Annotated in this window: 26 protein-coding genes and 1 pseudogene; 12 read left to right on the top strand and 15 right to left on the bottom strand. The window is 73.1% G+C overall.

Features of this window, described 5'->3' with window-relative positions:
* Positions 1-22: 22 nt before the first annotated feature.
* Entirely contained in the window at positions 23-1,816 is a 1,794-nt protein-coding gene (locus ACQUQ1_RS01650) for a Rieske (2Fe-2S) protein (RefSeq protein WP_435062512.1), read from the top strand.
* A gap of 80 nt (positions 1,817-1,896) precedes the next feature.
* Here the strand turns inward: ACQUQ1_RS01650 and ACQUQ1_RS01645 are convergent, their stop codons facing one another.
* The 8 genes from ACQUQ1_RS01645 to ACQUQ1_RS01610 form a co-directional block, all read right to left on the bottom strand.
* On the bottom strand, positions 1,897-2,616 hold the full coding sequence (locus tag ACQUQ1_RS01645) for an HAD family hydrolase (RefSeq protein WP_435062511.1): 720 nt from the start codon (positions 2,614-2,616) through the stop codon (positions 1,897-1,899).
* A 324-nt stretch (positions 2,617-2,940) separates the two neighbouring features.
* A complete protein-coding gene (lwrS, locus tag ACQUQ1_RS01640) occupies positions 2,941-3,321 on the bottom strand; it encodes an LWR-salt protein (protein WP_435062510.1) in 381 nt (126 codons plus the stop codon).
* Positions 3,322-3,325: 4 nt separating this feature from the next.
* Complete coding sequence (locus tag ACQUQ1_RS01635) at positions 3,326-3,610, bottom strand: 4a-hydroxytetrahydrobiopterin dehydratase (protein WP_435062509.1); 285 nt, start codon at positions 3,608-3,610, stop codon at positions 3,326-3,328.
* Positions 3,611-3,661: 51 nt separating this feature from the next.
* Positions 3,662-4,582, bottom strand: coding sequence for a DUF7260 family protein (locus ACQUQ1_RS01630; RefSeq protein ID WP_435062508.1), 921 nt, complete (start codon positions 4,580-4,582; stop codon positions 3,662-3,664).
* A gap of 96 nt (positions 4,583-4,678) precedes the next feature.
* Complete coding sequence (hemA, locus tag ACQUQ1_RS01625; RefSeq protein WP_435062507.1) at positions 4,679-6,010, bottom strand: glutamyl-tRNA reductase; 1,332 nt, start codon at positions 6,008-6,010, stop codon at positions 4,679-4,681.
* Positions 6,003-6,641 (bottom strand): precorrin-2 dehydrogenase/sirohydrochlorin ferrochelatase family protein, encoded by a 639-nt coding sequence (locus ACQUQ1_RS01620; RefSeq protein ID WP_435062506.1) that lies wholly within the window; start codon positions 6,639-6,641, stop codon positions 6,003-6,005. Before ACQUQ1_RS01620 ends, hemA begins: the two co-directional genes overlap by 8 nt.
* A gap of 127 nt (positions 6,642-6,768) precedes the next feature.
* Positions 6,769-7,869: a siroheme decarboxylase subunit beta gene (ahbB, locus tag ACQUQ1_RS01615; protein ID WP_435062505.1), complete on the bottom strand. Its 1,101-nt coding sequence runs from the start codon at positions 7,867-7,869 to the stop codon at positions 6,769-6,771.
* Between the two features lie 154 nt (positions 7,870-8,023).
* On the bottom strand, positions 8,024-8,422 hold the full coding sequence (locus tag ACQUQ1_RS01610; protein WP_435062504.1) for a DUF5778 family protein: 399 nt from the start codon (positions 8,420-8,422) through the stop codon (positions 8,024-8,026).
* A 257-nt stretch (positions 8,423-8,679) separates the two neighbouring features.
* Between ACQUQ1_RS01610 and ACQUQ1_RS01605 the strand changes: the two are divergent.
* The 6 genes and pseudogenes from ACQUQ1_RS01605 to ACQUQ1_RS01580 form a co-directional block, all read left to right on the top strand.
* A pseudogene (locus ACQUQ1_RS01605) lies at positions 8,680-8,958 on the top strand (ubiquitin-like small modifier protein 1); the annotation flags it as partial.
* Between the two features lie 338 nt (positions 8,959-9,296).
* Positions 9,297-9,830 (top strand): hypothetical protein, encoded by a 534-nt coding sequence (locus ACQUQ1_RS01600; protein WP_435062503.1) that lies wholly within the window; start codon positions 9,297-9,299, stop codon positions 9,828-9,830.
* A gap of 73 nt (positions 9,831-9,903) precedes the next feature.
* Positions 9,904-10,299, top strand: a complete 396-nt coding sequence (locus tag ACQUQ1_RS01595) for a response regulator (protein WP_435062502.1) — start codon at positions 9,904-9,906, stop codon at positions 10,297-10,299.
* 57 nt (positions 10,300-10,356) lie between these two features.
* Positions 10,357-11,094, top strand: coding sequence for an AzlC family ABC transporter permease (locus tag ACQUQ1_RS01590; RefSeq protein WP_435062501.1), 738 nt, complete (start codon positions 10,357-10,359; stop codon positions 11,092-11,094).
* Positions 11,091-11,426 (top strand): AzlD domain-containing protein, encoded by a 336-nt coding sequence (locus ACQUQ1_RS01585; protein WP_435062500.1) that lies wholly within the window; start codon positions 11,091-11,093, stop codon positions 11,424-11,426. The genes ACQUQ1_RS01590 and ACQUQ1_RS01585 overlap by 4 nt, the downstream gene beginning before the upstream one ends.
* 121 nt (positions 11,427-11,547) lie before the next feature.
* Positions 11,548-12,846, top strand: a complete 1,299-nt coding sequence (locus ACQUQ1_RS01580; protein ID WP_435062499.1) for an MFS transporter — start codon at positions 11,548-11,550, stop codon at positions 12,844-12,846.
* Here the strand turns inward: ACQUQ1_RS01580 and ACQUQ1_RS01575 are convergent.
* Both ACQUQ1_RS01575 and ACQUQ1_RS01570 read right to left on the bottom strand, forming a co-directional pair.
* Positions 12,793-13,128, bottom strand: coding sequence for a hypothetical protein (locus ACQUQ1_RS01575; RefSeq protein WP_435062498.1), 336 nt, complete (start codon positions 13,126-13,128; stop codon positions 12,793-12,795). The genes ACQUQ1_RS01580 and ACQUQ1_RS01575 overlap by 54 nt on opposite strands.
* A 240-nt stretch (positions 13,129-13,368) precedes the next feature.
* Positions 13,369-15,297, bottom strand: coding sequence for an aldehyde ferredoxin oxidoreductase family protein (locus ACQUQ1_RS01570; RefSeq protein WP_435062497.1), 1,929 nt, complete (start codon positions 15,295-15,297; stop codon positions 13,369-13,371).
* 139 nt (positions 15,298-15,436) lie between these two features.
* On the opposite strand from ACQUQ1_RS01570, the gene ACQUQ1_RS01565 reads away from it, so the two are divergent.
* The 3 genes from ACQUQ1_RS01565 (at position 15,437) to ACQUQ1_RS01555 (ending at position 17,494) form a co-directional block, all read left to right on the top strand.
* The gene (locus tag ACQUQ1_RS01565; RefSeq protein ID WP_435062496.1) at positions 15,437-15,871 is read left to right on the top strand and encodes a hypothetical protein; all 435 of its coding nucleotides are present in this window, start codon (positions 15,437-15,439) and stop codon (positions 15,869-15,871) included.
* A 49-nt stretch (positions 15,872-15,920) separates the two neighbouring features.
* On the top strand, positions 15,921-16,997 hold the full coding sequence (locus ACQUQ1_RS01560; RefSeq protein WP_435062495.1) for an archaeosine biosynthesis radical SAM protein RaSEA: 1,077 nt from the start codon (positions 15,921-15,923) through the stop codon (positions 16,995-16,997).
* A 113-nt stretch (positions 16,998-17,110) separates the two neighbouring features.
* Complete coding sequence (locus ACQUQ1_RS01555; protein ID WP_435062494.1) at positions 17,111-17,494, top strand: VOC family protein; 384 nt, start codon at positions 17,111-17,113, stop codon at positions 17,492-17,494.
* Between the two features lie 63 nt (positions 17,495-17,557).
* On the opposite strand, the gene purQ is transcribed toward ACQUQ1_RS01555, so the two are convergent.
* A complete protein-coding gene (gene purQ / locus ACQUQ1_RS01550) occupies positions 17,558-18,235 on the bottom strand; it encodes a phosphoribosylformylglycinamidine synthase I (protein ID WP_435062493.1) in 678 nt (225 codons plus the stop codon).
* Positions 18,232-18,486 (bottom strand): phosphoribosylformylglycinamidine synthase subunit PurS, encoded by a 255-nt coding sequence (gene purS, locus ACQUQ1_RS01545; protein ID WP_435062492.1) that lies wholly within the window; start codon positions 18,484-18,486, stop codon positions 18,232-18,234. The genes purQ and purS overlap by 4 nt, the downstream gene beginning before the upstream one ends.
* Positions 18,487-18,607: 121 nt before the next feature.
* On the opposite strand from purS, the gene ACQUQ1_RS01540 reads away from it, so the two are divergent.
* Positions 18,608-19,534, top strand: a complete 927-nt coding sequence (locus ACQUQ1_RS01540) for a formyltetrahydrofolate deformylase (RefSeq protein WP_435062491.1) — start codon at positions 18,608-18,610, stop codon at positions 19,532-19,534.
* A gap of 8 nt (positions 19,535-19,542) precedes the next feature.
* Here ACQUQ1_RS01540 and ACQUQ1_RS01535 read toward each other — a convergent pair whose 3' ends face one another.
* A complete protein-coding gene (locus ACQUQ1_RS01535; RefSeq protein ID WP_435062490.1) occupies positions 19,543-20,562 on the bottom strand; it encodes a phosphoribosylaminoimidazolesuccinocarboxamide synthase in 1,020 nt (339 codons plus the stop codon).
* A gap of 216 nt (positions 20,563-20,778) precedes the next feature.
* Here ACQUQ1_RS01535 and ACQUQ1_RS01530 point away from each other — a divergent pair, with 216 nt between their 5' ends.
* Positions 20,779-22,482, top strand: coding sequence for a thiamine pyrophosphate-binding protein (locus ACQUQ1_RS01530; RefSeq protein ID WP_435062489.1), 1,704 nt, complete (start codon positions 20,779-20,781; stop codon positions 22,480-22,482).
* 118 nt (positions 22,483-22,600) lie between these two features.
* Here ACQUQ1_RS01530 and ACQUQ1_RS01525 read toward each other — a convergent pair whose 3' ends face one another.
* The gene (locus tag ACQUQ1_RS01525) at positions 22,601-22,870 is read right to left on the bottom strand and encodes a hypothetical protein (RefSeq protein WP_435062488.1); all 270 of its coding nucleotides are present in this window, start codon (positions 22,868-22,870) and stop codon (positions 22,601-22,603) included.
* Between the two features lie 53 nt (positions 22,871-22,923).
* Entirely contained in the window at positions 22,924-24,354 is a 1,431-nt protein-coding gene (locus ACQUQ1_RS01520; protein WP_435062487.1) for an FAD-binding oxidoreductase, read from the bottom strand.
* Positions 24,355-24,490 lie beyond the last annotated feature (136 nt).

The raw sequence follows: 24,490 nt of genomic DNA, 5'->3' as shown, positions 1-24,490 counted from the left end.
CCTCCGTGTCGTCTCCTCGCACATGGCAGTCGATGACACGGGACGCGACGAGTACAGCGAGGCTGTCGGCCTGGATGAGCTTCGCGAGGAGGGGCGCGCGCTGACGGCCGTCGACGGGACCCCGATCGCGCTGTTCTACCACGAGGGCGAGGTCCGGGCGGTGAACAACCGCTGTCCCCACATGGGGTTCCCGCTGACGGAGGGGAGCGTCGAGGAGGGCGTGCTCACCTGCCACTGGCACCACGCCCGGTTCGAGCTCTCCTGCGGCGACACGTTCGACCCCTGGGCCGACGACGTGGACACCTACCCGACCGAGGTACGGGAGGGAACCGTCTACGTCTCCCCCGAGCCCCGACGCGCGGAACCGCCCGAGGTCCACTGGCGCGACCGGCTGGAGGACGGCCTGGAGCAGAACATCCGGCTCGTGCTGGCGAAGTCCGCGGTCGCGCTGCTGGACGCCGGCGTCGACCCCGAGGAGGTGGTCGAGCGCGGCGTCCGGTTCGGCGTGCGCAACCGCGCCGACGGGTGGGCCTCCGGGCTCACCATCCTCACGGCGCTGGCGAACCGCCTGCCGGACCTGGACGAGCAGGACCGCAAGCGCGCGCTGTACCAGGGGCTCACGGAGGTCGCCGGCGACTGCGACGGCGAGCCGCCGAAGTTCGACCAGGAGTCGTTCTCGGCGACGGACGTGCCGTTCGAGCGCCTCCGGTCCTGGTTCCGCGAGAACGTCGAGGTGCGCGACGCCGACGGCGCCGAGCGCGTGCTCCGCACCGCCGTCGCCTCCGGGTACGGCCCCGAGCGGCTGACCGAACTGCTCGTGACGGCGGCGACGGACCACCGCTACCTCGACACGGGCCACACCTTCGACTACGTGAACAAGGCGACGGAGGCGCTCGACCTGGTCGGCTGGGACGACGAGGAGCGGACGGCCGACGTGCTCGCCTCGCTCGTGCGCGGGCTCGCCACCGCACAGCGGGCCGAGGAGACCTCCTCGTGGCGCCAGCCGGTCGACCTGGCGTCGATGTGCGCCGACCACTTCGACCGGCTCGACGGGATGGTCGCCGCGGGCGAGGGGGAGACGTGGACCGAGCCCGACGACTTCACCGACCGCCTCCACTCGGCGGACCCCGAGGAGGTGTTCGACGCCCTGGAGGGGGCCATCCGTGCGGGCGCGACAGTCGAAGAACTCGCGAGCGCGGTGTCGTTCGCGGCGGCCAAGCGGGTGGCGCTGTTCGCCACGAGCAACGAGTTCAACGACTGGAACACGGTCCACCACACGTTCACGTTCGCGAACGCGGTCCACCGGGCCGCCGAGCGGACCGAGACGACGGCGCTGTACCGCGGCGTGTTCGACGCCGCCGTGAACGTCTACCTCGACCGCTTCCTCAACACCCCGCCCGCGCCCGAGGCGACGGGCGACTCCGACGCCGACCCCGAGGCGGCGCTGGAAGACCTCCGCATGGCGTTCGAGCAGCAGGGGCGGGTCCAGCAGGCCGGCGACGCCGTCGCCGACTTCCTCGCCGGCGGCGGCGACCCCGGGCGGCTGAAGGCCGAACTCGGGAACGCGCTGCTGGTCGAGGACACGGGCTTCCACACGTTCCAGGCGTACGAGGCGGCGTGTCGGCAGTTCGACCTGCGCGCCGACGGCGCCGGTGACGTCGACGGCGTCACCGACGAGCAGCGCGACTGCCTCGTCGCCGCCGGCCGCTACATGGCCGCCCACTACCCGACGCGTCGCTCGCGCGAGCAGACGTTCTCCATCGCGGCGCGGCTGATGCGGGGAGAGCGCGTCGACGGGGCGGGCGAGGTCGAGTGAGCGAGCGGAGCGAGCGACCGAGACCTCGGAGGGACGGCAACGCTGAAAGGAGCGAGGTGCCCGCCGACGGCTGACGCGGCTCAGTCGGTGAGCGAGCGCCCGTCGCCCCACCCGTCGGCGCGGGCGGCGCCGACGGCCCACGCCAGGTCGTTGGCGCGCGGGAGCTCGTCGAAGCTCCACACCCGGTGGTCGGCGCGGACGCACCGGCCCCGCTCCTCGTGGCCGTGGCGCTCGACGTGGACGGCGTCCAGCCCCGCGTTCCACGCCGCGCCCACGTCGCTGTCGCCGTCGCCGAGGTAGACGCCGCGGCCGCGCGTCGGGTCCACCCCGAGGTCGGCCATCGCCAGCTCCAGCGGGCCGGGGTCGGGCTTCCACCCGGTTTCGTCGGAGCACGAGAGGAACGTGTCGAAGTGCGCGCCCAGGTCGAGCCGGTCCACGACCGGGCGGGCGAGGAACTCGGCACAGTGCGTCACGACCCCGACCGGGACGTCGAGGCGCGCGAGGTCGGCCAGCAGGCGCTCGGCGTCGTCGTGGAGGTACGTCGCCGCCGCGCGCGACTCGGGGTCCTCGACGGCGTGGAACGCCGGCCAGAACTCGGCCGGGTCGAGCCCCCACTCCCGCAGGAGCGGGTCACGGGCGCCGGCGAGCCCGTGCCACAGTAGCTCCGCCTGCCGGTCGGTGAACTCGTAGCCGATCCGGGCGCCGACGCGGTCGAACACCTCCCTGGTGTACGACCACTCGGCGTCAACGAGCGTGCCGTCGAGGTCGAACAGCCAGAAGTCGTAGGCGTCGGGGACCATGCGCGGAGTCACCAGTAGGCCGTTCCCCGGCATATATGTTCGGCCCCTACCGGCCGTTAGGAGGGTGACTAACGCGCCGCCGACGGGATTCCGGGACCACCTCGCCCCGGCCGCGCTGGCTCACTCGATTCGCCGTGCTCGTCGGCGGAGGAGTCCTACGGACCTCGCCGCCGGACTCCGAGGCCTCGGTCGCGCTTCGCGCTCACGGGTCGCTTCGCTCCCCGTTCGCTTCGAGGTCTCGTGGTTCGGGAGAGCGGAGCTCTCCCGTCATCACGAAAGACGGCTCCGCCGTCTTTCGAACGACTCCGCTCGACCTCGCACCGCTCACTCGGCCTCGCCGTCCACCCTGATCGACGAGCCGAAGTACTTGTGCAGCGCCTCGCGGACCGAGTCCGCGCGGAACGTCGCGAGATCGTCGCCCACGGCGTCACGGAGCGCGGCGAGGTACGCCTCGTCGGTCTCGAACTCCCGGAACTCCGCCGACAGCACCTCGACGCCGACCGGGAGGCGGTCGGCACAGAGGCGGCGGGCGTGCTCGTCGTCGTTGGCCTCCCCGCGCCACAGCGCGTCGCGGAACAGCAGCCACCCCTCCTCGCCGGGCGTCGGCGCCGGGACCCGCAGCACCGTCTCGAACGTCTCCGGGTCGATCCGCGCGCGCCGCGGGGAGAGGGTGAACCGGACCCGGAAGACGTACGCCGCCTCCATCGGCTCAGTCCGCGAGCTCGTTCAGGCGCCCCGCGAGGTCGATGTCCTTCGCGGTGACGCCCCCGGCGTCGTGGGTGGTGAGCCGGACCTCCACCTCGCGCCACTCGACGGTCATCGTCGGGTGGTGGAACGCCTCCTCGGCGAGCCCCCCCGCGCCGGCCGCGAAGCCGACCCCCTCGAGGTAGGAGTCGAACTCGAACGTCCGGACGATCTCGTCGGCCGCGTCGTCGTGGTGCCAGCCGTCGGGGAGCTCCGCCGCGATCTCCTCGGCGTCGAGTACGTCTGCCATGGGTACCCGGTCGGCCGCCGTCGGCAAAAGCGTACCCCGGCGGGCCGACGCTCACCGCTCGCTCGCGGCGGACGCGAGCGCGGCCTTCGCTTCGTCGATCAGCGAGAGCGTCCGCGTCCCCGCCGACAACACGGGGTAGGGACTGTCGAGCGACCGGTAGAGGTAATCGAACCAGTGCTGCCGCCGTCCCTCCTCGTCGTGGATGCGGCCCTGCCGGTCGGACAGCAGCGCCTCGACGCGGTCCTCGTGCCACTCCAGGCGCTCGTACTCGCCGACGATGTCCGGGTAGCCGTCGTACGCGAGGTCGCGCTCGACCGTCCGCTCGGCGGCCTCGACGGCCGGTTCGAGCGTCGAGGCGGCCTCCGACACGGCGGACTCCTCCGTCTCGAGCCTCGACAACAGCTCCGCGCGCTCGTCGCGCGCGCGCTCGGCGCCGCTCGCGAGCGTCGCCCGCAGCGCCGGCGTCAGGGTCCCGTCGTCGTCCACGAGCGCCCTCGCGACCGCGCCGGAGAACTCCTCGGCGACGTTCTCCGCGAGCGTCTCGTCGTACTCCTCCTCGTAGTGGGGGGTCGCCATCACCGTCTCCCTGTACGCCCTGCGCGCCGCGGCCACCCCCCCGCCGTCGGGGTCGGGGCGCCCCGCCGCCGTCGCGAGCACGTTCGTCCCGCCGCCCGTCGGCGTCGGTCGCGTCACCTCGCGCGGCTCCAGTTTGACGACGCGGCGACGGAAGCGCTCGAAGGCGTCCCGCTCGGCGCGGGTGCGCGTCCGCTCGCGAGCCAGCGCCTCGCGCGCGCCGTCGAGCCGCGACAGCACCGCGCCGACCGCCAGCAGGAACGCCGCAGTCAGCCCCAGAACGGCGAGCCCGACGGCGATGTCCGGGTGATCGCAGGCCGCCGACCGGCACATCGCCTCCACCCCCTGTTCGACCGGCTCGGTCGAGAGCCGACCGACGCCGTGACTCGTGCCTCCCATGCGTCACTGTGCGAGAGCATCACACATCACCCTTTCCCCCGCGGGGACAGTCGCCGATATCTTCGACCGGATCGGCGAGAAAACTACGGCCGGGGATCAGTCGTCCGTCATCCGTTCGAGCACGTGCGCCGGCACCTCGGCGTCGCCGTCTGGCGCGTCCGCCGCGTCCGGCACGGGGGGCGCGCCGTCGAACTCGGGATCGAACAGCTGCATCGCCGTGTGGATGGTCTCCCAGTCGTCCTCGACAGCCGCCTCGCGCAGGCTCTTCGTCGGCGCCGCGAGCAGTTGCCCGACGAGCGCGTCCGCGAGGGCCGCGACCGTCTCGCGCTGCTCGTCGGTGAGGTCCCCCTGGGATTCGAGCTTCGCCATCGCCTCCCGGAGCTCGCGCCGTTTCGTGCGCTCGGCCGACTCGTACATCGCCGAGACGGCGTCGTCGGCGCGCTTGCGCTTGAACTCATCGAGGAGGCGGTCGAACTCGGCGTCGATCATCTCCTCGACGGCCGCGGCGGCCTCCTCGCGCCGCTCGCGCGTCTCGCCGGTGACCGCCTCGAGGTCGTCGATGTCGCGGACCGCGACGGTCTCGTCGCCGGCGCCGGGGACGACGTCGCGGGGCTGGCCGAGGTCGATACACAGCGTCTCGCCGGCGTCCACGAACGTCTCCCCGTCGAACAGCGGCTCGTTCGCGCCGGTCGCGGTGATGACCACGTCCGCCTCGGCGGCCGCCCGCGGGACCGCCGAAAGCGGGAGCGCCGTCGACGCCGTGTCGAGTTCGGCGGCGACGTGTTCGGCCGTCGGGAGCGAGCGGTTCGCGACGACGACGCGCGAGACCGGGGAGTCGTCGAGCGCCCGGGCCGCGAGCGTCCCCATCTCGCCGGCGCCGACGACCAGCGCGGTCGCGCCCGAGAGCGTCGTCTCGCGGGCGGCGAGCTCGACCGCCGCCGACCCCAGCGAGACGGAGCCCTCGTTGATCGCCGTCTCGGCGCGGGCGCGCTTGCCCACCTGCAGCGCCTTCGAGAGCGCGTCGTCGAGCACGCCGCCGCGGAGTCCGCCGACCTCGCGGGCGCGCTCGGCGGCGTCGCCCAGCTGCCCGAGGATCTGGTCCTCCCCGAGCACGAGCGACTCCAGGCCGGCCGCCACCCGCATGAGGTGTCGCAGGCTCCCCTCGTGGTCGAGGTGCACGACCGCCCCCTCGCGCACCTCCGGGGCGAACGGCTCCAGGGCCGCGCGCGCCTCGGCGGCGTCGCCGGCGGCGACGTACGCCTCCGCGCGGTTGCACGTCCCGATCGCGAACGCCTCCTCGACGCCCTCGCGCCCGAGCAGCTCCGACACGAGCGTCGCCTCGTCCGCGCCCTGCGCGGACTCGATCTCGTCGACCGACGCGAGCGCGTGGCTCACGCTCACGCCCGCGACGACGCCGGTGTCAATCATCGATCTCCTCCATGACTCGCTCGGCTTCTTGGCGGGCATTGGAGACTCCCTCTTGTAAAGCCTTCCAAACCGACGACGCCTCCACGACCGCCCGAACCGCCTCCCGTCGGTCGGTCGGCGACGCGTCCGACGCCCGCAGGTCGGCCCGGATCTCGGCGACCAGCTCGGCCATCGCGCCGGCGCCCTCGATCTCCGACTCGATCCGCCGGCGCAGCTCCTTCGACAGCGCCGGCGCCGCCCCGCCGGTCGCCACCGCCGCGACGACGGGGTCGTCGCGGACCGTCGCCGGGACGACGACGCTGCCGGCGTCGCGCCCGCCGGAGCGGTCCGCGCGGTTGACCAGCGCGCCGGCCTCCCGGGCCGCCCGCTCGGCGGCCCCGTTGACCGCCTCGTCGTCGGTCGCGGCGACCACGAGCGCGGGGTCGAGCCGCGCCACCCAGTCGGACAGGTCCTCGGGGGCCGGCGCCGCGCGCACCAGCGCCGCGTCGCCGAAGTCGCGGTCGGCGAACGCCGGGCTCACGACGACCGTCCGGGCCTCCCGGGCGAACGTCCGCGCCTTGCGCGCGCCGACCGGGCCGCCCCCGACCACGAGGACGGTCTCGCCCTCGAAGTCGTGCAGCAGCGGGATCACGGCTCGCCCTCGCCATCGTGCGGTGCTCCCGCCCGCGATACATAAACCCCCTCCCCGGGATCGCGGGCCACGGAACGCGGGCGAACGGGTTCGGGGCGCGCCGTCGGGCGCGCGCGTCGGACGCGGGTCACGCGTCGGCGGGGCCTGACTCCGCGCCGTCCTCGCGCACCTGCGCGTCGGCGCGCTCGTCCAGCCGGATGCCCGTCTTCTTCAGGATGCGCGAGGAGAACAGCGTGTCCCAGTCGTCGTCGCCGACGTCCCAGTACTCCGCCATCACCCCGCGCACCTGCGCGATCCGCTCGGCCGACTCCGCCTCGTCGCGGCCGTGGGTCATCGCGAAGAAGTTGTACGGCCACACGCCCTCGTGACGCGGCCGGTGGTAGCAGTGGGTGACGAACCCGAGCGAGGCGACCGCGGGCCCGACCTCGCCGAGCAGGTCGTCGGGCACGTCCCAGACGGTCATCCCGTTCTCGGTGTACCCCAGCGCGTAGTGGTTCGGGATGACGCCCACGCGGCGGACCTTCCCCTCCGCCTCGAAGCGCTTGATCGTCCCGACGACCCACTCGACGGGCTGGCCGACCGCCTCGGCCACGTCGGCGTACGGCGTCTCGGTGACCGGCAGGCCGCCCTGGATCTCGACGACGAGGTCGCGCTCGCGGGCGGTGATGCCGCGCTCGTCGGTCGGCGTCACGTCGGGGCCGAGGTGCGACAGGTCCAGGTCGCCGTCGGCGACGGGACCCTCGAGCAGGAACTTCGCGCCGACGTGGAACTCCTCCCGCTTCGGGAGGTTGTACGTCTCCTGTCCCGTCGCGTCCTCGATGTCCGCGAGGACGCGTTCCACCTCCGCCTCGTCGGCCACGCTCACGACGAACCACATGTTCAGGTGCGGGTGCTCGCGCTCGTAGTTGTGCGCGACCTCCCGGAAGCCGTTGACCGTCTCCGCGATCTCCTCGAACTCCTCCTCGGGGGCGTGCATCGCCACGAGCGTCGCGGTGCCGCCGATCTCCTCGGCGTTCACGAGCGCGCCGAACCGCGAGAGCACGCCGCGCTCGTCGAGGTCGCGGACGGTCGCGAGCAGTCCGTCGGCGTCGACGTCGACGCCGCGCTCGGACAGCGCCGCCGCGGCCGGCTCCCACGGGCGCTCCACGACCGGGAAGCCGCCCTGGAAGGCGTTGACGACGGCGCGTTCGAGCGTCGAGAGGTCGGCGTCCGTCCCGACTGTGTCCATGGTCGCGCTCGGGACGCCGCGAGGATAAGCGTCGCGTTCGTGGTACCCGTCCCGCCGGTCGCGTCGACGTCGCCGTCGTCGCCGGGGCGGCGTCCCGGACCGGCGTGCCCCGCCTCGGCCCGACCCGACCGATCCGGTCCGGTCCGGCCCGGAGTCAGGGAACGACCGTCACGTCGTCGACGTTGTCGAGCGCGGTCACGTCCGCCGCCAGCGCCTCCTGGTCGACGCCCGCCTCGTAGTAGAACACGAGGTCGAAGCTCCCCTCGCGCAGCAGCTGCTGGCACTCCCAGACGAACTCCTCCCCGTCGAGGGTCAGCCCCTGGAACTGGTTCGAGGAGAAGTCGGGGTCGTCGTTGCCGGCGTAGATGAACGTCTCGCCCGCGCCGGCGTGGTCGGCGATCACCTCGTTGAGGTCGACGGTGAGCTCGTGCATCTCGAGGTCCTGCTGGCCGTCCAGCGCGGTGTGGACGACCATCCCGAGCAGGTCGATGTCGCCGGGCTCCAGCAGCGCCTTGGTCCGCTCGTAGAGGTCGCGGTCGAGGGTGTCGCTCATGCGTCCCGCTCCGTGCGTGGGGGCTATACGGGTGGCGGTTTCCGGTTCGGCGGGCCCGCGGTGCTCACGACCCCCCTCGATGGGCGGCTCGGCACGGGGACATCGCCGGTCACGAGACCTGCGGTCTCGTGAGCTCACAGATCGCGCAGCGGTTTGTGAACGCCGGTCTTCCGAGGCCTCCCTTCGGTCGGCCCCGCGTTGCTCGCGCCTCGCACTCCCCGCGCATCTTTTTACGCGTCCTCCCCCACGTTGGGACGATGGAACTCACCCTGAAGTTCTTCGCCACCTTCCGGGAGGCGGTCGGCTCGAAGACCGTCGAACGGGAGTTCCCGAACGCCTCGACCGTCGGCGAGGTGCTCGCGGCCTTAGAGGAGGAGTACGACGGCCTCGACGGCGGCCTGCTGGAGGACGGCGACCTCAAGCCGCAGATCAACGTCCTGCTCAACGGCCGGGAGGTGCTGCACATGGACGGCATCGACACGGCCGTCTCCGACGGCGACACCCTCGCGGTGTTCCCGCCCGTCGCCGGCGGCGCCGACAGCGCCGCCGACCCGGATCCCGACCCCGACGCGGACGCGGACGCGGGTTCGAGCGCGGGCGCGGGGACGGTCACCCGGACCGAGTCCTACCGGGGCATCTCCCGCCGGCTGGCGGTCCACTACCTCCGGGGCCTCGGCGGGGAGACGGACGCCCCCGACGAGGAGGCGACCGAGGTGGTCGCCGACGGCTGGCGCGCGGAGGTGTCCGCCGAGCCCGTCACCGCCGCCGGCGCCATCAGCCTCACCGAGGTGACCGTCACCGTCGAGGGCGACGAGGCGACGGTCGACGACCTGCTGGAACGGTTCGGCCAGAAGGCGATGCGCGCGGGCGGCTGATGACCGGACCGGAGGACCCCGCCGACGAGGGCACCCCGGAAGGCCGGATCGCCGCCGACGGCGACGGCGAGAACCCACGGAACGACGGGGACGGCCCGGGCGGCGAGGACGCCGCGGACGGCGACCCGGCGCCGGACCGCCCCGGCCCGGACCCGAACTACGACCCGGAGGCGCGCGAGACCGGCCACCCCATCGACGGCAACGCGCTCATGATCGCGGCGGCGAAGGCGAGCGTCCGCGCCGGCCGGCTCCCGACCCTGCTGCGCGCCGCCGACGACTACCTCCGCGAACGGGTCGACGAGTACGAACGCTCCTACGAGCGCGTCGACGAGGCCGACGGGGTCGCGACGTACCTCGTGCCGGAGGGCCACTGGGCCGAGGTCGGCGAGGCGCTGGGCCTCGCCGACCGCGAGGCCGACGCGCTGCGGCGCGCCCACGAGCAGCACCTCCTCCGCGTCGGATCGCGACGGCGACGCAGGCGGGAGTTCGAGTCCGCGCTCGACCTCCGCGAGGCGGCCGTCGTCACGCGGTGACCCGGTTCGGTTCTCCCCGTGTCCGTCGAACGAAACCGGGAAGAATTATTAGCTGTCGTACGTGTTTGCGAACGTGAACGAACGCGTGCTCGTCGTCGACGACTCCGCGTTCCAGCGGTCGCGGATCCGCGAGCGACTGGAGCCGACGTTCGACGTGGTGGCGGAGGCGGCGGACGGCGAGGAGGCGGTCGCGACGTACCGCGAGGTCGACCCGGACGCGGTGACGATGGACTTCGCGCTCCCCGCGCTCGACGGGCCGACGGCGACGGCGGCGATCAAGGAAGGCGATCCCGAGGCTGTCGTGGTGTTCTGTTCCTGCGTCGACCAGCAGGAACAGCTCAAGCGGGCGGTCCGGGCGGGCGCCGACGGCTACGTTCACAAGCCGCTGGAGGAGGGCGAACTCGCCGCGGCGCTGCGGTCGGCGCTGGCCGAGGAGGCCGACCAGACGGGCGACCCGCCGGCCGAGTGAGCGGTCGTCGGGTACCGGGACCGACGACCCCTTGAGGACGCGCGCCGCCCCTCCGGCATGGACAGTCGCATCCCGCCCGACCTCCGCGACGGCGTCCGCGACACCCTCCCGCTGTTGCTCGGGGTGGTCCCGTTCGCGCTCGTCGCCGGCGTCGCCGGCGTCGAGGCAGGGCTCACGCCGCTGCAGACGGTCGGGCTGTCGGTCGTGGTCTTCGCCGGCGCCTCCCAGCTGGCCGCCATCGAGCTGCTCGGAGCCGACGCCGCGCTGGGCGTCGTCGTGCTCACGGTCGTCGTGATCAACCTCCGGATGCTCATGTACTCGGCGTCGATCGCGCCGTACTTCCGCGTCCTCCCGGCGCGCGTCCGCGCCGGCTGCGCGTACCTGCTCACGGACCAGGCGTACGCGCTGGCGCTGGCGCGGTACACGAGCGACCGCGACCGCGGCGCGGACACCCGCCGCCCGTACTACTACCTCGGCGTCGCGGTCACCCTCTGGGTCGTCTGGCAGGCGGGCACCGTCGCCGGCGTCGTCTTCGGCGCCGCCGTCCCCGACGGGTGGCGGCTCGGCTTCGCCGTGCCGCTGGTGTTCCTGGCGCTGCTCGTGCCGGCCGTCTCGGACGCGCCGAGCCTCGCGGCGGCCGTCGTCGCCGCCGCGGTCGCGGTCGCCGGCGCGGGGCTCCCCTTCAACGCCGGGCTGGTCGTCGGCGCCGTCGTCGGCGTGCTCGTCGGCATCGCCGCCGAGGAGGTCGGCCTCGGCGACCCGGACGACGCGGACCCCACGGAGGGCCACCGGTGACGACGAGCTACGGCCCGCTGTCGGTGTGGGCGGTCGTCGTCGCCGGCGGGCTCGCCACCTTCGCCATCCGGCTGTCGTTCATCCACCTGTTCGGCCGGGTCGACGAGGTGCCGCCGTGGCTGAAGCGGGCGCTGACGTACGTCCCGCCGGCGGTGCTGGCGGCGCTCGTCGCCCCCGACTTCGCCCCCGCCGCGCCGACCCCCGCGGCCGTGCTCACGCCCGAGATCCTCGGCGGCGCCGCCGCGGTGCTTGCCGCCTGGCGGACCCGGGACGTGCTGTGGACGGTCGCGGCGGGGATGGCGGGGCTCCACCTCGCGCGCTTCCTGCTGTGAGCGCGTGCGGGCCGGGGCGACCGCCCGGTCGGCCCGCGGGGAGTCCCGCCGCCGTCCCGCGGAGACGGCGGCGATTGCCGGAGTGCGCGCGTACACCCGTCGGCGCGCGGAACGCCCGCCGATGACGGAGTCGCCGCTGGCGGCCGCGCGCCGGGCGCCCCGCGAGACGTGGGTGGTCGTCGGCGCCGTCGCCGCCTCGCAGTACCTCAACCACGCGTACCTCGTGCTGTTCCCGCCGATCCTGGCGGTGCTCTCCGGCGAGTTCGCGGTCGGGCTGGCGGCGCTTGGCGTCGCCCTCGGCGTGCAGGGCGCGACGAACACGGCGTTCCAGCTCCCGTTCGGGCGTCTCGCGGACCGCTACGACCGGACGCTCGCGCTCGGGCTCTCGTCGGTGCTGGGCGCCGTGGGGGTGCTCGCGGCCGCCGCCGCGCCCACCTACGAGTGGCTGCTCGTCGCGCAGGCGGTCATCGGCGTCGGCGTCGCCGGCCACCACCCGGCCCACTACCCGCTCATCTCCGACGCGACGCCGGAGGACCTGATGGGGCGGGCGTACAGCCTCTACGGCTTCGGCGGCTCGCTCGGCTTCGCCACCCCGCCGGTGCTGCTCGCGTGGGTCGTCTCGGCGGGCTACTCCTGGCGGCTCGGCGTCGGCCTCATCGGCGCCGTCGGCCTCCTGTTCGCCGTCGCGGTCACGTGGCTGTTCGCCGCCCGCGTCGACGAGACCGTCACCGCGCCGAACCGCGGGGCGGGCGACGGGACCGACGGCGCGGACGACGGCGCGACCGCCGACCCCCGCGGCGACGGCGGCGCCCCGGGGTCGTGGCTCGCGCGGGCCCGGGCGTATCTCCGGGGGCTGGCGGCCGCGCCGGGCGTGCTCGCGCTGGCGCTGCTGGCGCTGGTCACCTCGACGGCGGGGTGGGGGTTCACCAGCTACGTCGTCGTGTTCCTGCAGGACGGCTACGGGCTGTCGCTGTCGCGGGCGAACCTCGCGCTGACGGGCTCGTACCTCGTCGGCGCCGTCGCCGTCTTCGTCGGCGGCGACCTCTCCGACCGGGTCAGCGCCGGGCCGGTGATGGTCGCCAGCTTCGCGGCCGTGACCGTCCTCGTGGGCGTGTTCGCGCTCGGGACGGTCGGCCCGCTGGCGGCCGTCGGGCTCGTGCTCCTCGTGGGCGGCGCGCGCTCGGTCGCCGGGCCGGCGCGCTCGAAGCTCACCGACGCGTTCGCGCCGTCGGGGTCGACGGGCACGAGCTTCGCGGTCACCACCGTCGGGGTGATGCTCGGCAACGCCGTCGCGCCGCCGGTGTTCGGCTACCTCATCGAGGCGGCGGGGCGGCGGGCGGCGTTCCTCGGCGTCGCCGGCGTCTCCCTACTCGCGGTCGTCCTCACGGTCTGGCTGATCGCTCGCTTCGGGGACGCCTGAGGCGGGGCGGTCGACGCCGGTTCGACTCGGTCGCCCCTCGGCCCCGTCGCCGGCGACGACCGCGGCGCGCCGCTCCTGGGCGACCGCGATACGCTCGTGTGCGCGCACGAACCGGTAGAGCAGCCACAGGAGGAGCGCGACCGACGCGAGGTAGACGATCGCGAGGATCTGCGCCCGTATCAGGACGGCGTAGAGGCCGAACAGGACGAACAGGACGACGACCGCGATGCCGGTTCGAGAACTGAGCGATTCTCGGAGGGTTGGCGGGGACTCGCTGGACACGGACCGCGATCCTCCCGGAGGGATGATAAATCGGGGCGGTAGGTGCGAACGGAAGGCAAACAAAGGGACGATGGCCCCGAGAATCCACTGAGCACCAGCAAATGTACCGCGAGCGAGCCAGCCGCGAGGCTGGCGAGCGAGCGGCCCTTTGGCATGAACGGGTTTTCGCCGAGCGGTTCCCGCAGTGAGCGAACGAAGTGAGCGAGCGAGGAAACCCGAGGGGAAAAGAGGTTCCGGTTCCTAGTCGTCAGCGGGCGCGACGCCGGAGTCGCCCGAGGAGACGCCGGTGCCGGGCCCGATGTCGATCTCGAGCTCGTCGAGCTTCTCGTCGGGGACGACGCCGTCGACCCAGCCGCGGACCTCGTAGTACTCCTCCTTCATCTCGGGGAGCTCGCAGTACTCGCCCTCGGAGGCGCCCTGGCCGGGGATGCCGTCCGCGAGGAAGCGGTCCGGCAGCGAGTCGTCGCTCCCGTCGAAGCCGGCGAGGTTGTTGTAGTAGCGCTCCAGCGTGTAGATGCGCTCGCCCGCCTCCAGCAGCTCGTCCTCGGAGACGTCGCGGCCCGTCATGCCGTTGTACTGCATGACGTACTCCTCGATGCCCTCCGCGAACGCGTTGAACTTGCAGATGTCGAACGAGTCCGAGATGGCGTGCATGTCCTGGAACGTCGCGGTCAGCTCGCCCTTGCCCTCGTACTCGTAGGGGTCGACCTTCTGCGGGAGGCCGAGGATCTCCGCCGACGGCGTGTACGCCCGCAGGTGGCACGCGCCGCGGTTGGAGGTCGCGTACGCGATGCCCATGCCCTTCATGCAGCGCGGGTCGTACGCCGGGATCGTCTGGCCCTTGACCGCCAGGGAGTTGTCGTGGGCGTCGAAGCGCTCGGCCACGCGGTCGGCGCCCTCCGCGAGCGCGTCGGCCAGCTCGCCGTCGCGGTGGGCGACGTCCTCGATGAGGTCGATCATGCGCTCGGTGTCGCCCCAGTCGAGCTGCTCGGCGAGGCCGTCGAGCTTGCCCTCCTCGGACATCTCCATCGCCATCGCCATCATGTTCCCCATCTCGATGGTGTCGACGCCCATGTCGTTGCACCGCTGGATCATGACGGCGATCTCGTCGCGCTCGGTGTGCCCGGAGTTCGGGCCCAGCGCGAACGCCGACTCGTACTCGTACGACTCCGTGCGCACGTTCATCTCCTCGCCCTTGTGGAGCACGTCGACCTCGACCTCCTTCTTGCAGGCGACCGGGCAGGAGTGACACGTCGGCTCGTCGACGAGGATGTTCTCGCGGACGTTCTCGCCGGAGACGCGCTCGGCGTCGACGTCGACGCCCTCGGACTCGGAGAACGCGTTCGTGGAGGTGTACTTCGCGTTCTTCGTCGGGAGCCCGTCCATCTCCTCGGTGGCGTTCATCAGGACGTTCGTCCCGTACATCGAGAGGCCGCCCTCGTTGGGCGCGGTCACGTCGGACTCCTGGATGACCTGCATCGCCTGCTGGTACCCCTCCTGGAACGTCTCGGGCTCGGCGGGCTTGGGCATCCTCGTGCCCGACTTCACGACGACCGCCTTGAGGTTCTTCGAGCCCATCACCGCGCCCGTGCCGCCGCGGCCGGACGCGCGGTCGTCCTCGTTGACGATGCAGGCGTACCGGACGCCGTTCTCGCCGGCGGGCCCGATCGCCATCACCGAGACGTTCTTGCCGACGCTGCCGTCGACCTCCTCGCCGAGCGTCTCGATGGTGTCGTGGACGCCCTCGCCGGACACGTGGGAGGCGTCACGCAGCTCCACCTCGCCGTCCTCGACGACGGCGTACACCGGGTGGTCGGCGGCGCCGTCGAAGACGAGGCCGTCGAACCCGGCCCACTTGAGCCGGGCGCCGGACCAGCCGCCGTGGTGGCTGTCCGTGACGGTCCCCGTGAGCGGGGACTTCGTCGTCACCGCGATCCGGCCGCTCATGACGGTCTGCGTGCCCGTCAGCGGACCGTTCATGAAGCACAGCCGGTTGTCCGGTCCCATCGGGTCCACGTCCGGGCCCGCCTCGAACACGTACTTCACGCCGAGGCCGCGCGCCCCGATGTACTTCTTCGCGTCCTCGTCGTCGATGCCGGCGTACGATACGTCCTCCTCCGAGAGGTCCACGTGCGCCACGTGGTCCCTGAATCCGCCGAGGTCTGTCATGGTTAATCTACACTAGTTATGAGGGACTGTAGCGTGTTAGCCGTTACCTCGATGTCGTAACCGATATCGGTTTCGCGTTTCCGGGACGCGCCGCGGCGCGCCGCCGCCGTTATCCTGACGCGGTCCGGTGATCGATCCGATGACCGCCGATCCCCGACGGCTAGCGATATTTGCCGCGGTCACGACGGTAGTCGTTGCGTCGTCGCTGGTGCCGGCGCCCGTCGCGGCCGACGGCGAGCCCCGGCCGGACGTCGCGCCGCCGGGGACGGACCTCCTCCTGCACGTCGTCGGCTACGCCGCGGTGGCGTACACCCTCGCCGGCGCCGCCTTCGGAGGGCGGTCGGACGGCGGCGTCGACGGCGACGACGGGGGCGGCCACCCCGGCGCCGCTCCGGTCGCGGGCCTCGCCGGGGTCGTCCTCGTCGCGACGGCGCTGGGCGCCGGGGTCGAACTCGCGCAGGGGCCCGTCCCCGGCCGGGAGCCGTCCGTCCTCGACGGCGCGGCGAACGCCGTCGGCGCCGCCGTCGGCGCGGCGTGGTGGCGCCGTCGCGGCGGGGAGCGAGCGACCGAGTGAGGGGGAGAGCGAGCGAAGCGGTTTTCCGCGGGCCTCGCCCAGAGCCGACATGAGCCAGCCGAGCCCCGAGGTCTACGAGCGCGACCGGGGGATGGACGCCCACAACGCGGTGATGCGCGACATCCGCTCGGAGCGCGACGAGACGTACGACCCGCACGAGCCCACCCGCGTGTGGCTCGACGAGGACAACACGCCCGACGGCGTCAAGACCAGCCTCACGATCATCCTCAACACCGGCGGGTGTCGCTGGGCCCGCGCCGGCGGGTGCACGATGTGCGGCTACGTCGCCGAGTCCGTCGAGGGCGGCAGCGTCCCCCACGGGGCGCTCATGGACCAGATCGACGTCTGCCTGGAACACGAGGCCGACGAGGCCGACGAGCCCGCGGAGCTGATCAAGATCTACACCTCCGGCTCCTTCCTCGACGAGCGCGAGGTGGCCGCCGAGACTCGCCGAGCCATCGCGGAGACGTTCGGCGACCGCGAGCGCATCGTCGTCGAGTCGCTCCCGGACTTCGTCTCCGAGGGAAAGCTCTCGGCGTTCACCGAGCAGGGGCTCGAAACCGACGTGGCCGTCGGTCTGGAGACCGCGACCGACCGCGTCCGCCACGACTGCGTGAACAAGTACTTCGCCTTCTCGGACTTCGAGGACGCCTGCGCCGAGGCCGGCGAGGCCGGCGCGGGCGTGAAGGCGTACCTCCTCATGAAGCCGCCGTTCCTCTCGGAGTCGGAGGCCCTGGAGGACATGGTCTCCTCGGTCGAGCGGTGCGCCGGGGTCGACAACTGCCACACCGTCTCGATGAACCCTTGCAACGTCCAGCGGTACACGATGGTCGACGAGCTCCACTTCCGCGGGGGCTACCGCCCACCGTGGCTGTGGACGGTCGCGGCCGTGCTGGAGCGCACCGCCGACGCCGACGCCATCGTCGTCTCGGACCCGGTCGGCCACGGCAGCGACCGCGGCCCGCACAACTGCGGCGAGTGCGACGACCGCGTCCAGACGGCGATCAAGGACTTCGACCTCCGGCAGGACCCCGCGGTGTTCGAGCAGGTGTCCTGCGAGTGCGAGCGGACGTGGGAACTGGTACTGGAGGAGGAGACGGCGTTCAACCAGCCGCTGGCGAGGTAGGCGGCGGTTCGTGCGGCGCTTCGGACGGCGAGCGAACGGGAGGCGACTGACTTTATCCGGGTCCGGCGCGACCGTGAGGGCGTGACACACCGACCACACACGCGGAGGATATCGTGAACCTCGCCGGGATCGACCACTTCGTCCTCCGCGTCGGGGACGTCGAGGAGAGCGTCGCGTTCTACGAGTCGATCGGCGCCGAGACCGTGACGTTCGGCGACGGGCGCCGGGCCGTCCGCTTCGGCGACCAGAAGATCAACCTCCACCCGCCCGACCCGGACGTCGAGCCGGTCGCCTCGGCGCCGACGCCCGGGAGCGGCGACTTCTGCGTGCTCGCCGACGAGCCGATCGAGGCGATCGAGCGCGCCCTCGGAGAACGCGGCGTCGATGTCATACTGGGACCGATAGCACGTACCGGAACGACCGGGCCGATCACCTCGGTGTACGTCCGCGACCCCGACGGCAACCTCGTCGAGATCGCGACGCCCCGCGAGGAGTGAGGGGACGGCGGCGACACCGATCGTTCCGCGGCGGCGACGCCGGCGTCGGGGCCGGCCCCGACGCTACTCCGCGAACGCCCGGAGCACGCCCTGCCCGTCGGTGCCGCCGACGTCGGGCAGCGTCGCCCGCTCGGGGTGGGGCATCATCACGGCGACCGTCTCGCGCGCCCCCAGGACGCCCGCGACGTTCGCCGTCGACCCGTTGGGGTTCGCCCCCTCGGTGACCTCGCCGTCGGCGTCGCAGTAGCGGAACAGCACGCGGTCCTCCGCCTCCAGCGCCTCCAGGCGGTCCGCGCGGATCTCGAAGCGCCCCTCGCCGTGGGCGATGGGGACCTCGATCACGTCGCCCTCGTCGTAGGCGGCGGTCCACGGCGTGTCCGCGCGCTCGACCCGGAGGTGGACGTGCTCGCACTGGAAGCGCGCCGAGCGGTTCGTCGTGAACGCGCCCTCGGTGAGGCCGGCCTCGCAGCCGATCTGGGCGCCGTTGCACACGCCGAGCACGGGGACGCCCTCCTCGGCGGCCTCGCGCACCTCGGCCGTGATCGGCTGGCGGGCGGCCATCGCGCCGGCGCGGAGGTAGTCGCCGTAGCTGAAGCCGCCGGGGACGACGATCCCGTCCGTGTCCGCGGGGAGGCCGTCCTCGTGCCAGACGCGCTCGGCGTCCACGCCGAGGTGCGAGAGCGCGCGGACGGCGTCGCGGTCGCAGTTGGAACCGCCGAACTGGATCACTGAAACCGTCATTCGCGCGCCTCGACCGCCACGTCGTAGTCGTGGATGGTCGGGTTCGCGAGCAGGCGGTCGGCCATCTCGCCGGCGCGCTCGCGGGCGGCGTCGGCGTCGGCCGCGTCCAGGTCGATCTCGAAGCGGTCGGCCGAACGCAGGTCCTCCAGGTCGAACCCGAGCCGCTCCAGGGCGCGCTGTGTCGTCTCGGCCTCCGGGTCGAGCACCCCCCGCTTCAGCCGCACGGTCACCGTGGCGGTGTAGCCGGTCATCGTTCGACCGTGCGCGGTCGTGCGCAAAATCGGTTTCGGGACGCGGTCGATATCCACGTTCGTGTACGGCAGTCGTCGCGCGGAGCGACACGTGTTTACTCGCCGGCGAGGAAACGCGGGTATGCAAGCGGCCGACCGTCCGACACCGAGGCGCTGGGACACCGAGATCGTCGTCGTCGGGGACGACGCCACCGGACTGGTCGCCCGCGTCACCTCCCTGCTGTTCGAGCGGGGCTGCAACATCGAGGACCTCGACCAGGACGTGCGCGACGGCGTCTTCCGGATGCGCCTGCACGCCGACACCGACGGGATGGTGTGCAAGCCGGCCACGCTGGAGGAGGACCTCTCGGACCTCGGCGACGACCTCGGCGTCGACATCCGCGTCCGGCGCGCCGACGACGGTGCGGCCCGGAAGGCGGCGCTGCTCGTGACGAAGGAGGAGCACGCCCCCCGCGCCGTGCTGGAGGCCTGCGAGGACGGCACGCTCGACGCGACCGTGCCGGTGATGATCGGCAACCACTCCACGCTCGCGTCGCTGGCCGAGGAGTACGAGGTGCCGTTCGTCGACGTCGGCGACGCCTCCGGGTCGCACGACGAGCGCGAGCTCCTGCGCGTGCTCGACGAGTACGACGTGGACTGCCTCGTGCTCGCGCGGTTCATGCGCATCCTCTCCCCGGAGGTCGTCTTCCGCTACGAGGGGCGGATCATCAACGTCCACCCGTCGCTGCTGCCGGCGTACCCCGGCGCGGAGGCGTACCGGCAGGCCGTCGAGGGCGGCGCGCGCGTCCACGGCGCAACCGCCCACTACGTGACGACCGACCTCGACCAGGGGCCGATCATCGCCCAGCGGGCGTTCCGGGTCGACCCCGACGACGACCCCGAGGACCTGAAGGAACGCGGGCGGCCGCTGGAGGCGGAGGCGCTGGTCGCCGGCCTGCGGGCGCACCTCGACGACGCCATCGTCGTCCGCCGGGGCCGGACCCACTTCCGCGAGGGCGTCGACCCCGACGCCTACGACCTGGGCGGCGTCGCCCCGGCGCCGGAGTAGCCCGGCGGCTACAGGTCGCGGACGGCGTCGACGGCGTCGGCGACCGGCGGGGCGTCGAACCACTCGTCGCCGGTGTAGGCGTTCGCGCCCGCCGCGTACAGGTCGGCGACGCGCTCCACCACGTCGGGGTCCAGCGCGGGCGGCTCGACCGCACAGAGGGGCCGCCAGTCGGCGACGCCCTCCTCGTCGGCGCGCGCCTTCGCCTCGCTCACGGCCTCGACCCACTCGGGGGCGACCCGCTTGTAGTGCTGTCGGACGACTTCCTTCGACACCTCCTGGCCGTCGTAGGCGAAGCGGTTCTCGTCGAACGTGCCCACCACGTCGGCGACGCGCACCTCGCCGTCGGCGTACACGCACTCGATCTTGCCGTCCTCGTGGACGAAGCCCGCCTCGCCGGCGCGCTCGGTGATCAGCTCGTTCACCTCGCGGGCGACCGACTCCAGCTCCGACAGCGGCGCCGCGCCGGCGATCCGGTCGGCCTCGTCGTCGTCGAGGTAGCGGTCCTGCTCCTCGTACTTCGTGGAGAACTCGACGACCGGCTCCGGGAGCTCCACGGGCTCGGCGGGCCACCCGTCGCGGTCGAGCCCCACGTCGTGCGGGTCCGCGCGCGAGCGGAGGCTGGAGCCGACCGGGACGGTGTTGCGGAAGACGATCTCCAGGGGGACGACGTAGCCCGCCGCCTCGGCCGCCTCGGCGTGGAAGGCGTCGTAGTCGTACTCGCCGTCGGCGAACGGGAGGTCCGGCACCGTCGCGAGGTCGATCGCGAGCTCGCGCGGGGGCTCCGAGACGGCCGACAGCCGCTCGGCGTCGGGCCCGACCCCGCGGTAGTGGGTCGGGACGCCGGCGTCCTCCAGCAGCTCGAAGTTGAACGCGCCCATCGTGCACAGGGACGCCCCCTTCCCGGGGATCGGGTCGGGCATCTTCCCCCAGTCGAAGACGGAGTAGTCGTCGGTGAAGGCGAACCGGCCGGCCCCGAGGCCGTCGGCGGTCGGCTCGCGCTCGACGACGAACTCCTTCACGCTCGTCATGGCCGGGAGAGGGAGCGCGGGGGGCAAGAATCCTTCCACTCCCGTGCCCACACCGGCCGGACGGATCGGGACGATGATGCACGTCCGTGGGTACCGATCGGCGGCGCGTCCGCCGTCGACGGGCCGCCGCCGGGGACGGACCGACCGGTTCGCGGCGACCGCCGTCCGTGTCACCGCGTGGCACGGAACTAAGGGGGTTCGCGCCGCGCGTCCGACATGGAACGGACGGCCGCGGACCGCTTCGTCGACGCACTCGCCGAGTACGGGGTGACCCGGGTGTTCGGCAACCCCGGGACGACCGAGCTCCCGGTGATGCGCGCGCTCGGGGACTCGGATCTGGAGTACGTGCTGGGGCTCCACGAGGACGTCGCGGTCGGGGCCGCGGCGGGCTACGCGCAGACGCGCCGGTACCACGCGCACCGCGACCCCTCGGTGCTGCCGCTCGGCGTCGTGAACCTCCACGTCGCGCCGGGGGTGGCCCACGGGCTCGGCAACCTCTACGACGCGAGCGTCACCGGCGCCCCGCTCCTCGTCACCGCCGGCAACCACTCCACCGACTTCCGCCACGAGGAGCCCATCCTCTCGGGCGACCTGGCGGCGATGGTCGACCAGTACTGCAAGTGGTCCGGCGAGGCGCTCGACGCCTCGGCGGTCCCGACGCTGGTGCGGCGGGCCGTCCGCACGGCGCTGACGCCGCCGACCGGTCCCGTCTTCCTCGCGCTCCCGCTGGACGTGATGACCGACCCCGCCGACGCCGGGGCCGAACGGCTCGGGCCGATCCCGACGGCGGGCCGGGGCGACCCCGCCGCCCTGGAGCGGGCCGCCGACCTCCTCGCGGCGGCCGAGGAGCCGGTGCTGGTCGTCGGCGACGGCGTCGCGCGCTCGGGGCGGGACGCAGTCGACGCCGCCGTCGACCTCGCGGAGGCGGCCGGCGCCCGCGTCCACGGGGAGATCCTCGCCTGCGAGACGAACTTCCCCGTCGACCACGACCAGTGGGTGTCGTTCGTCCCGACGGACCCGGACGCCGCCGCCGCGCTCCAGGCCGTCGACGCGCTCGCGTTCGTCGGCTGCTCGACCCACACGACGCTGACCCGACGCGAGGAGGGGCGGGACCTGGTCCCGGAGGACGCCTCGCTCGTCCACCTCGGGGCCGACGCGCGGGAACTCGGGAAGAACACGCCCGCGGACGCCGCCGTCGTCGGCGACCCGGGCGCCCTCCTCGCTGAACTCGCGACGCTCGTGGGGGACCGCGTCGACGACGCGGAGCGCGAGCGGCGACTGGAGCGGGTCGCGGCGACGAGGGAGCGGGTCCGCGAGCGCTTCGGGGGGCGCGACGGGGGCGACCCCGGGGACCCCCGACCCTCGAAGGGCGACCTGATCGAGGCGATGGCGCGGGCGGCCTCCGACGCGCTCGTCGTCGACGAGAGCGTCACCGCGAAGTACGAGCTCCTGACCCGCTGGCCGCTGGAGCCCGAGGGGTTCGTCTCCAACAAGGGCGGCGGGCTCGGCTACGGCCTGCCGGCGGCCGTCGGCGCCGCGATGGCGGAGGCCGAGCGGGAGCGCGAGACCGACGGCGCCGACGGCGGCCGCGACGTGCTGGGGTTCGTCGGCGACGGCTCGTACCTCTACTACCCGCAGACGCTGTACACCGCCGCGCGCTACGGCGTCGACCTGACCGTCGTCGTCCCGGACAACCGGAACTACCGCATCCTCAAGGACAACATGCTGGGGCTGTTCGGCGGCGACGAGGACGACTACGAGTTCGTCGGCATGGACTTCGAGCCGCCGGTCGACATCCCCGCGAACGCGGAGAGCCACGGGGCGCGGGGGGAACTCGTCGAGAGCGGGATCGAGGAGGCCGTCCGGGAAGCGATGGACCGGGACGGGCCGGACGTGCTGGACGTGCCGGTCCACGACTGAGGCGGGCCGGACGACGGGACCCCGCACCGCGCGACCGAGACCGGCCGCACGAGGGGTGACACACCGCGGCGGGGCGGCCGGCGCGGGTCCCGCGCGCCGGCCGTTCCCCACGGCGGCGCTACTCCTTCGCGTGGACGACGTCGAACCCGTCGTCCGTCCGGCGAACGAACAGCAGGACGTCGGCCGGGCCGGGGTCCGTCACCTCGTCGAGCTCGGGCGCGCAGCCGGCCATGCCGACGGCGTTGTACCCGCACGCGTCGCAGATCGCCCCGTCGACGAACGGCTCGTACCCGCCGTCGCCGGCGGCCGCCGGCAGGTAGCCCGTGTCCGCGATCCCGTCGCCGCACTCCGAGCAGGACAGCGATTCCGGCGTCGTGGCGAGTTCCATACCCCGGGTAGGACGCGGGGGAGCAAAAAGGCCGCTCCGGGCGCCCCCGCGTGCTATTCCGGGGTCTCCCCGGCGTCCGGGACGACCTTCCCCGGGTTCAGGGTTCCGTTCGGGTCGAGCGCCTCCTTGATCGCCCGCATCGCCCCCACCGCGGCGGCGCCGTGCTCCCGTTCGAGGTACGTCCGCTTGCCCGCGCCGATGCCGTGCTCGCCGGTGGCGGTGCCGCCCAGGTCGAGCGCGCGCTCGACGAGTTCGCCGTAGGCCGCCTCCGCGCGCTCGACCTCGTCCGGATCGTCGGGGTTCTGCAGGACGAAGTAGTGGAGGTTGCCGTCTCCGGCGTGGCCGAAGCACGGGACGAACAGGTCGTACTCGTCGGCGACCTCTTTCACCGCCGCGATCATCTCCGGGTACGAGCCGATGGGGACGGTCACGTCGCCCGGCTGGCCCATCTCGCGGTCGGGGTCGTACGACTCGGCCGCGTAGGTGATGTCCTTGCGGGCGCGCCACAGCTCCTCCATCCGCTCGCCGCCCGCCATCTCGAACTGCTCGACGTCGTGGGCCTCGAACACCGCCCGGCAGAAGTCGATCTCCTCGTCGATCCCGTGGTCGGCGTGGAACTCCACGAACACCATCGGGCGCTCGGGGAGGTCGGCGTCGCTGTAGTCGTTCGCGAGCATCGCCGTCTCCGCGTCGAACAGCTCGATCTTCGCCACGTCGACGCCGGAGGTGACGGCATCGGAGATGGCGGCGGTGGCGTCGTCCAGCGTCGGGAAGGTGGCCCGGCCGCCCCGGATCTGCTGGGGCCGGCCCGCGAGTTCGAGGGTGGCGCGCGTGACGATCCCGAGGGTCCCCTCGCTGCCGACGATCAGCTCCTTGAGGTTGTAGCCGCTGGAGGTCTTGGCCGCCTTCGACCCGACGGTCGTCACGGACCCGTCCGCGAGGACGACCTCCAGTTCGAGCACCCAGTCGGCCACCTCGCCGTACTTGACCGTCTTCATCCCGGAGGCGTCGGTGGCGATCATCCCGCCGATCGTGGAGATGTCGCCCGAGGAGGGCAGCGGCGGGAAGAACAGGCCGTGCTTCGCGACCGCCTCGTCCACGTCGGCGCCGATGGCGCCCGGACCCACGTCGACCTGGAGGTCGTCCGGCCGGATCTCGTGGATCGCGTCCATCCGGGTCATGTCCATGCTGATCCCCCCGTCCACCGGAACCGCGCCGTCCTCCAGTCCGGTGCCGGCGGCGTAGGCCGTGACCGGGACGCCGCGCTCGTCGGCGGCGCCGACGACGGCCGACACGTCCGCGGTCGACTCCGGGTACACGACCGCGTCCGGGGCGACGCCGTCGGCCTCGTCGGTGGTGTAGTCGGTCGCGTGCTCCGCGCGGTCGGACGTGCCGAGGCTCACCTCGCCGTCGAGCGCGAGGTCCGCCAGGAAGCCCACGTCGTGGCGGGACGCCCCCGCGGTCGCGTCTTCCGTGGTTGTCATTGACATACAGTGTCGGCGGATCCACAATCAACGCACCGGTCGGCGGGGGATATGCCGGCGGGAGCGGCGACGAGGGCGGGGCGCCGACGGCGAAGCGGCGAGGGCGGGGGCGAGGCGTCGACGGCGGATCGGGGCG

Source organism: Halobaculum sp. EA56 (assembly GCF_051195075.1).
In the GTDB taxonomy this organism is placed as follows: domain Archaea; phylum Halobacteriota; class Halobacteria; order Halobacteriales; family Haloferacaceae; genus Halobaculum.
The sequence above is the reverse complement of the archived record's forward strand: the minus strand, read 5'-3'. Positions and strand labels throughout refer to the sequence as shown.

What these genes read in the sequence shown, in the direction of transcription:
- ACQUQ1_RS01650 (WP_435062512.1), top strand. Translation starts at nt 23, where the DNA reads ATGGCAGTCGATGACACGGGACGCGACGAGTACAGCGAGGCTGTCGGC.
- ACQUQ1_RS01645 (WP_435062511.1), bottom strand. Translation starts at nt 2,616, where the DNA reads ATGGTCCCCGACGCCTACGACTTCTGGCTGTTCGACCTCGACGGCACG.
- lwrS (WP_435062510.1), bottom strand. Translation starts at nt 3,321, where the DNA reads ATGGAGGCGGCGTACGTCTTCCGGGTCCGGTTCACCCTCTCCCCGCGG.
- ACQUQ1_RS01635 (WP_435062509.1), bottom strand. Translation starts at nt 3,610, where the DNA reads ATGGCAGACGTACTCGACGCCGAGGAGATCGCGGCGGAGCTCCCCGAC.
- ACQUQ1_RS01630 (WP_435062508.1), bottom strand. Translation starts at nt 4,582, where the DNA reads ATGGGAGGCACGAGTCACGGCGTCGGTCGGCTCTCGACCGAGCCGGTC.
- hemA (WP_435062507.1), bottom strand. Translation starts at nt 6,010, where the DNA reads ATGATTGACACCGGCGTCGTCGCGGGCGTGAGCGTGAGCCACGCGCTC.
- ahbB (WP_435062505.1), bottom strand. Translation starts at nt 7,869, where the DNA reads ATGGACACAGTCGGGACGGACGCCGACCTCTCGACGCTCGAACGCGCC.
- ACQUQ1_RS01610 (WP_435062504.1), bottom strand. Translation starts at nt 8,422, where the DNA reads ATGAGCGACACCCTCGACCGCGACCTCTACGAGCGGACCAAGGCGCTG.
- ACQUQ1_RS01600 (WP_435062503.1), top strand. Translation starts at nt 9,297, where the DNA reads ATGACCGGACCGGAGGACCCCGCCGACGAGGGCACCCCGGAAGGCCGG.
- ACQUQ1_RS01590 (WP_435062501.1), top strand. Translation starts at nt 10,357, where the DNA reads ATGGACAGTCGCATCCCGCCCGACCTCCGCGACGGCGTCCGCGACACC.
- ACQUQ1_RS01580 (WP_435062499.1), top strand. Translation starts at nt 11,548, where the DNA reads ATGACGGAGTCGCCGCTGGCGGCCGCGCGCCGGGCGCCCCGCGAGACG.
- ACQUQ1_RS01570 (WP_435062497.1), bottom strand. Translation starts at nt 15,297, where the DNA reads ATGACAGACCTCGGCGGATTCAGGGACCACGTGGCGCACGTGGACCTC.
- ACQUQ1_RS01565 (WP_435062496.1), top strand. Translation starts at nt 15,437, where the DNA reads ATGACCGCCGATCCCCGACGGCTAGCGATATTTGCCGCGGTCACGACG.
- ACQUQ1_RS01560 (WP_435062495.1), top strand. Translation starts at nt 15,921, where the DNA reads ATGAGCCAGCCGAGCCCCGAGGTCTACGAGCGCGACCGGGGGATGGAC.
- purQ (WP_435062493.1), bottom strand. Translation starts at nt 18,235, where the DNA reads ATGACGGTTTCAGTGATCCAGTTCGGCGGTTCCAACTGCGACCGCGAC.
- purS (WP_435062492.1), bottom strand. Translation starts at nt 18,486, where the DNA reads ATGACCGGCTACACCGCCACGGTGACCGTGCGGCTGAAGCGGGGGGTG.
- ACQUQ1_RS01540 (WP_435062491.1), top strand. Translation starts at nt 18,608, where the DNA reads ATGCAAGCGGCCGACCGTCCGACACCGAGGCGCTGGGACACCGAGATC.
- ACQUQ1_RS01535 (WP_435062490.1), bottom strand. Translation starts at nt 20,562, where the DNA reads ATGACGAGCGTGAAGGAGTTCGTCGTCGAGCGCGAGCCGACCGCCGAC.
- ACQUQ1_RS01530 (WP_435062489.1), top strand. Translation starts at nt 20,779, where the DNA reads ATGGAACGGACGGCCGCGGACCGCTTCGTCGACGCACTCGCCGAGTAC.
- ACQUQ1_RS01525 (WP_435062488.1), bottom strand. Translation starts at nt 22,870, where the DNA reads ATGGAACTCGCCACGACGCCGGAATCGCTGTCCTGCTCGGAGTGCGGC.
- ACQUQ1_RS01520 (WP_435062487.1), bottom strand. Translation starts at nt 24,354, where the DNA reads ATGACAACCACGGAAGACGCGACCGCGGGGGCGTCCCGCCACGACGTG.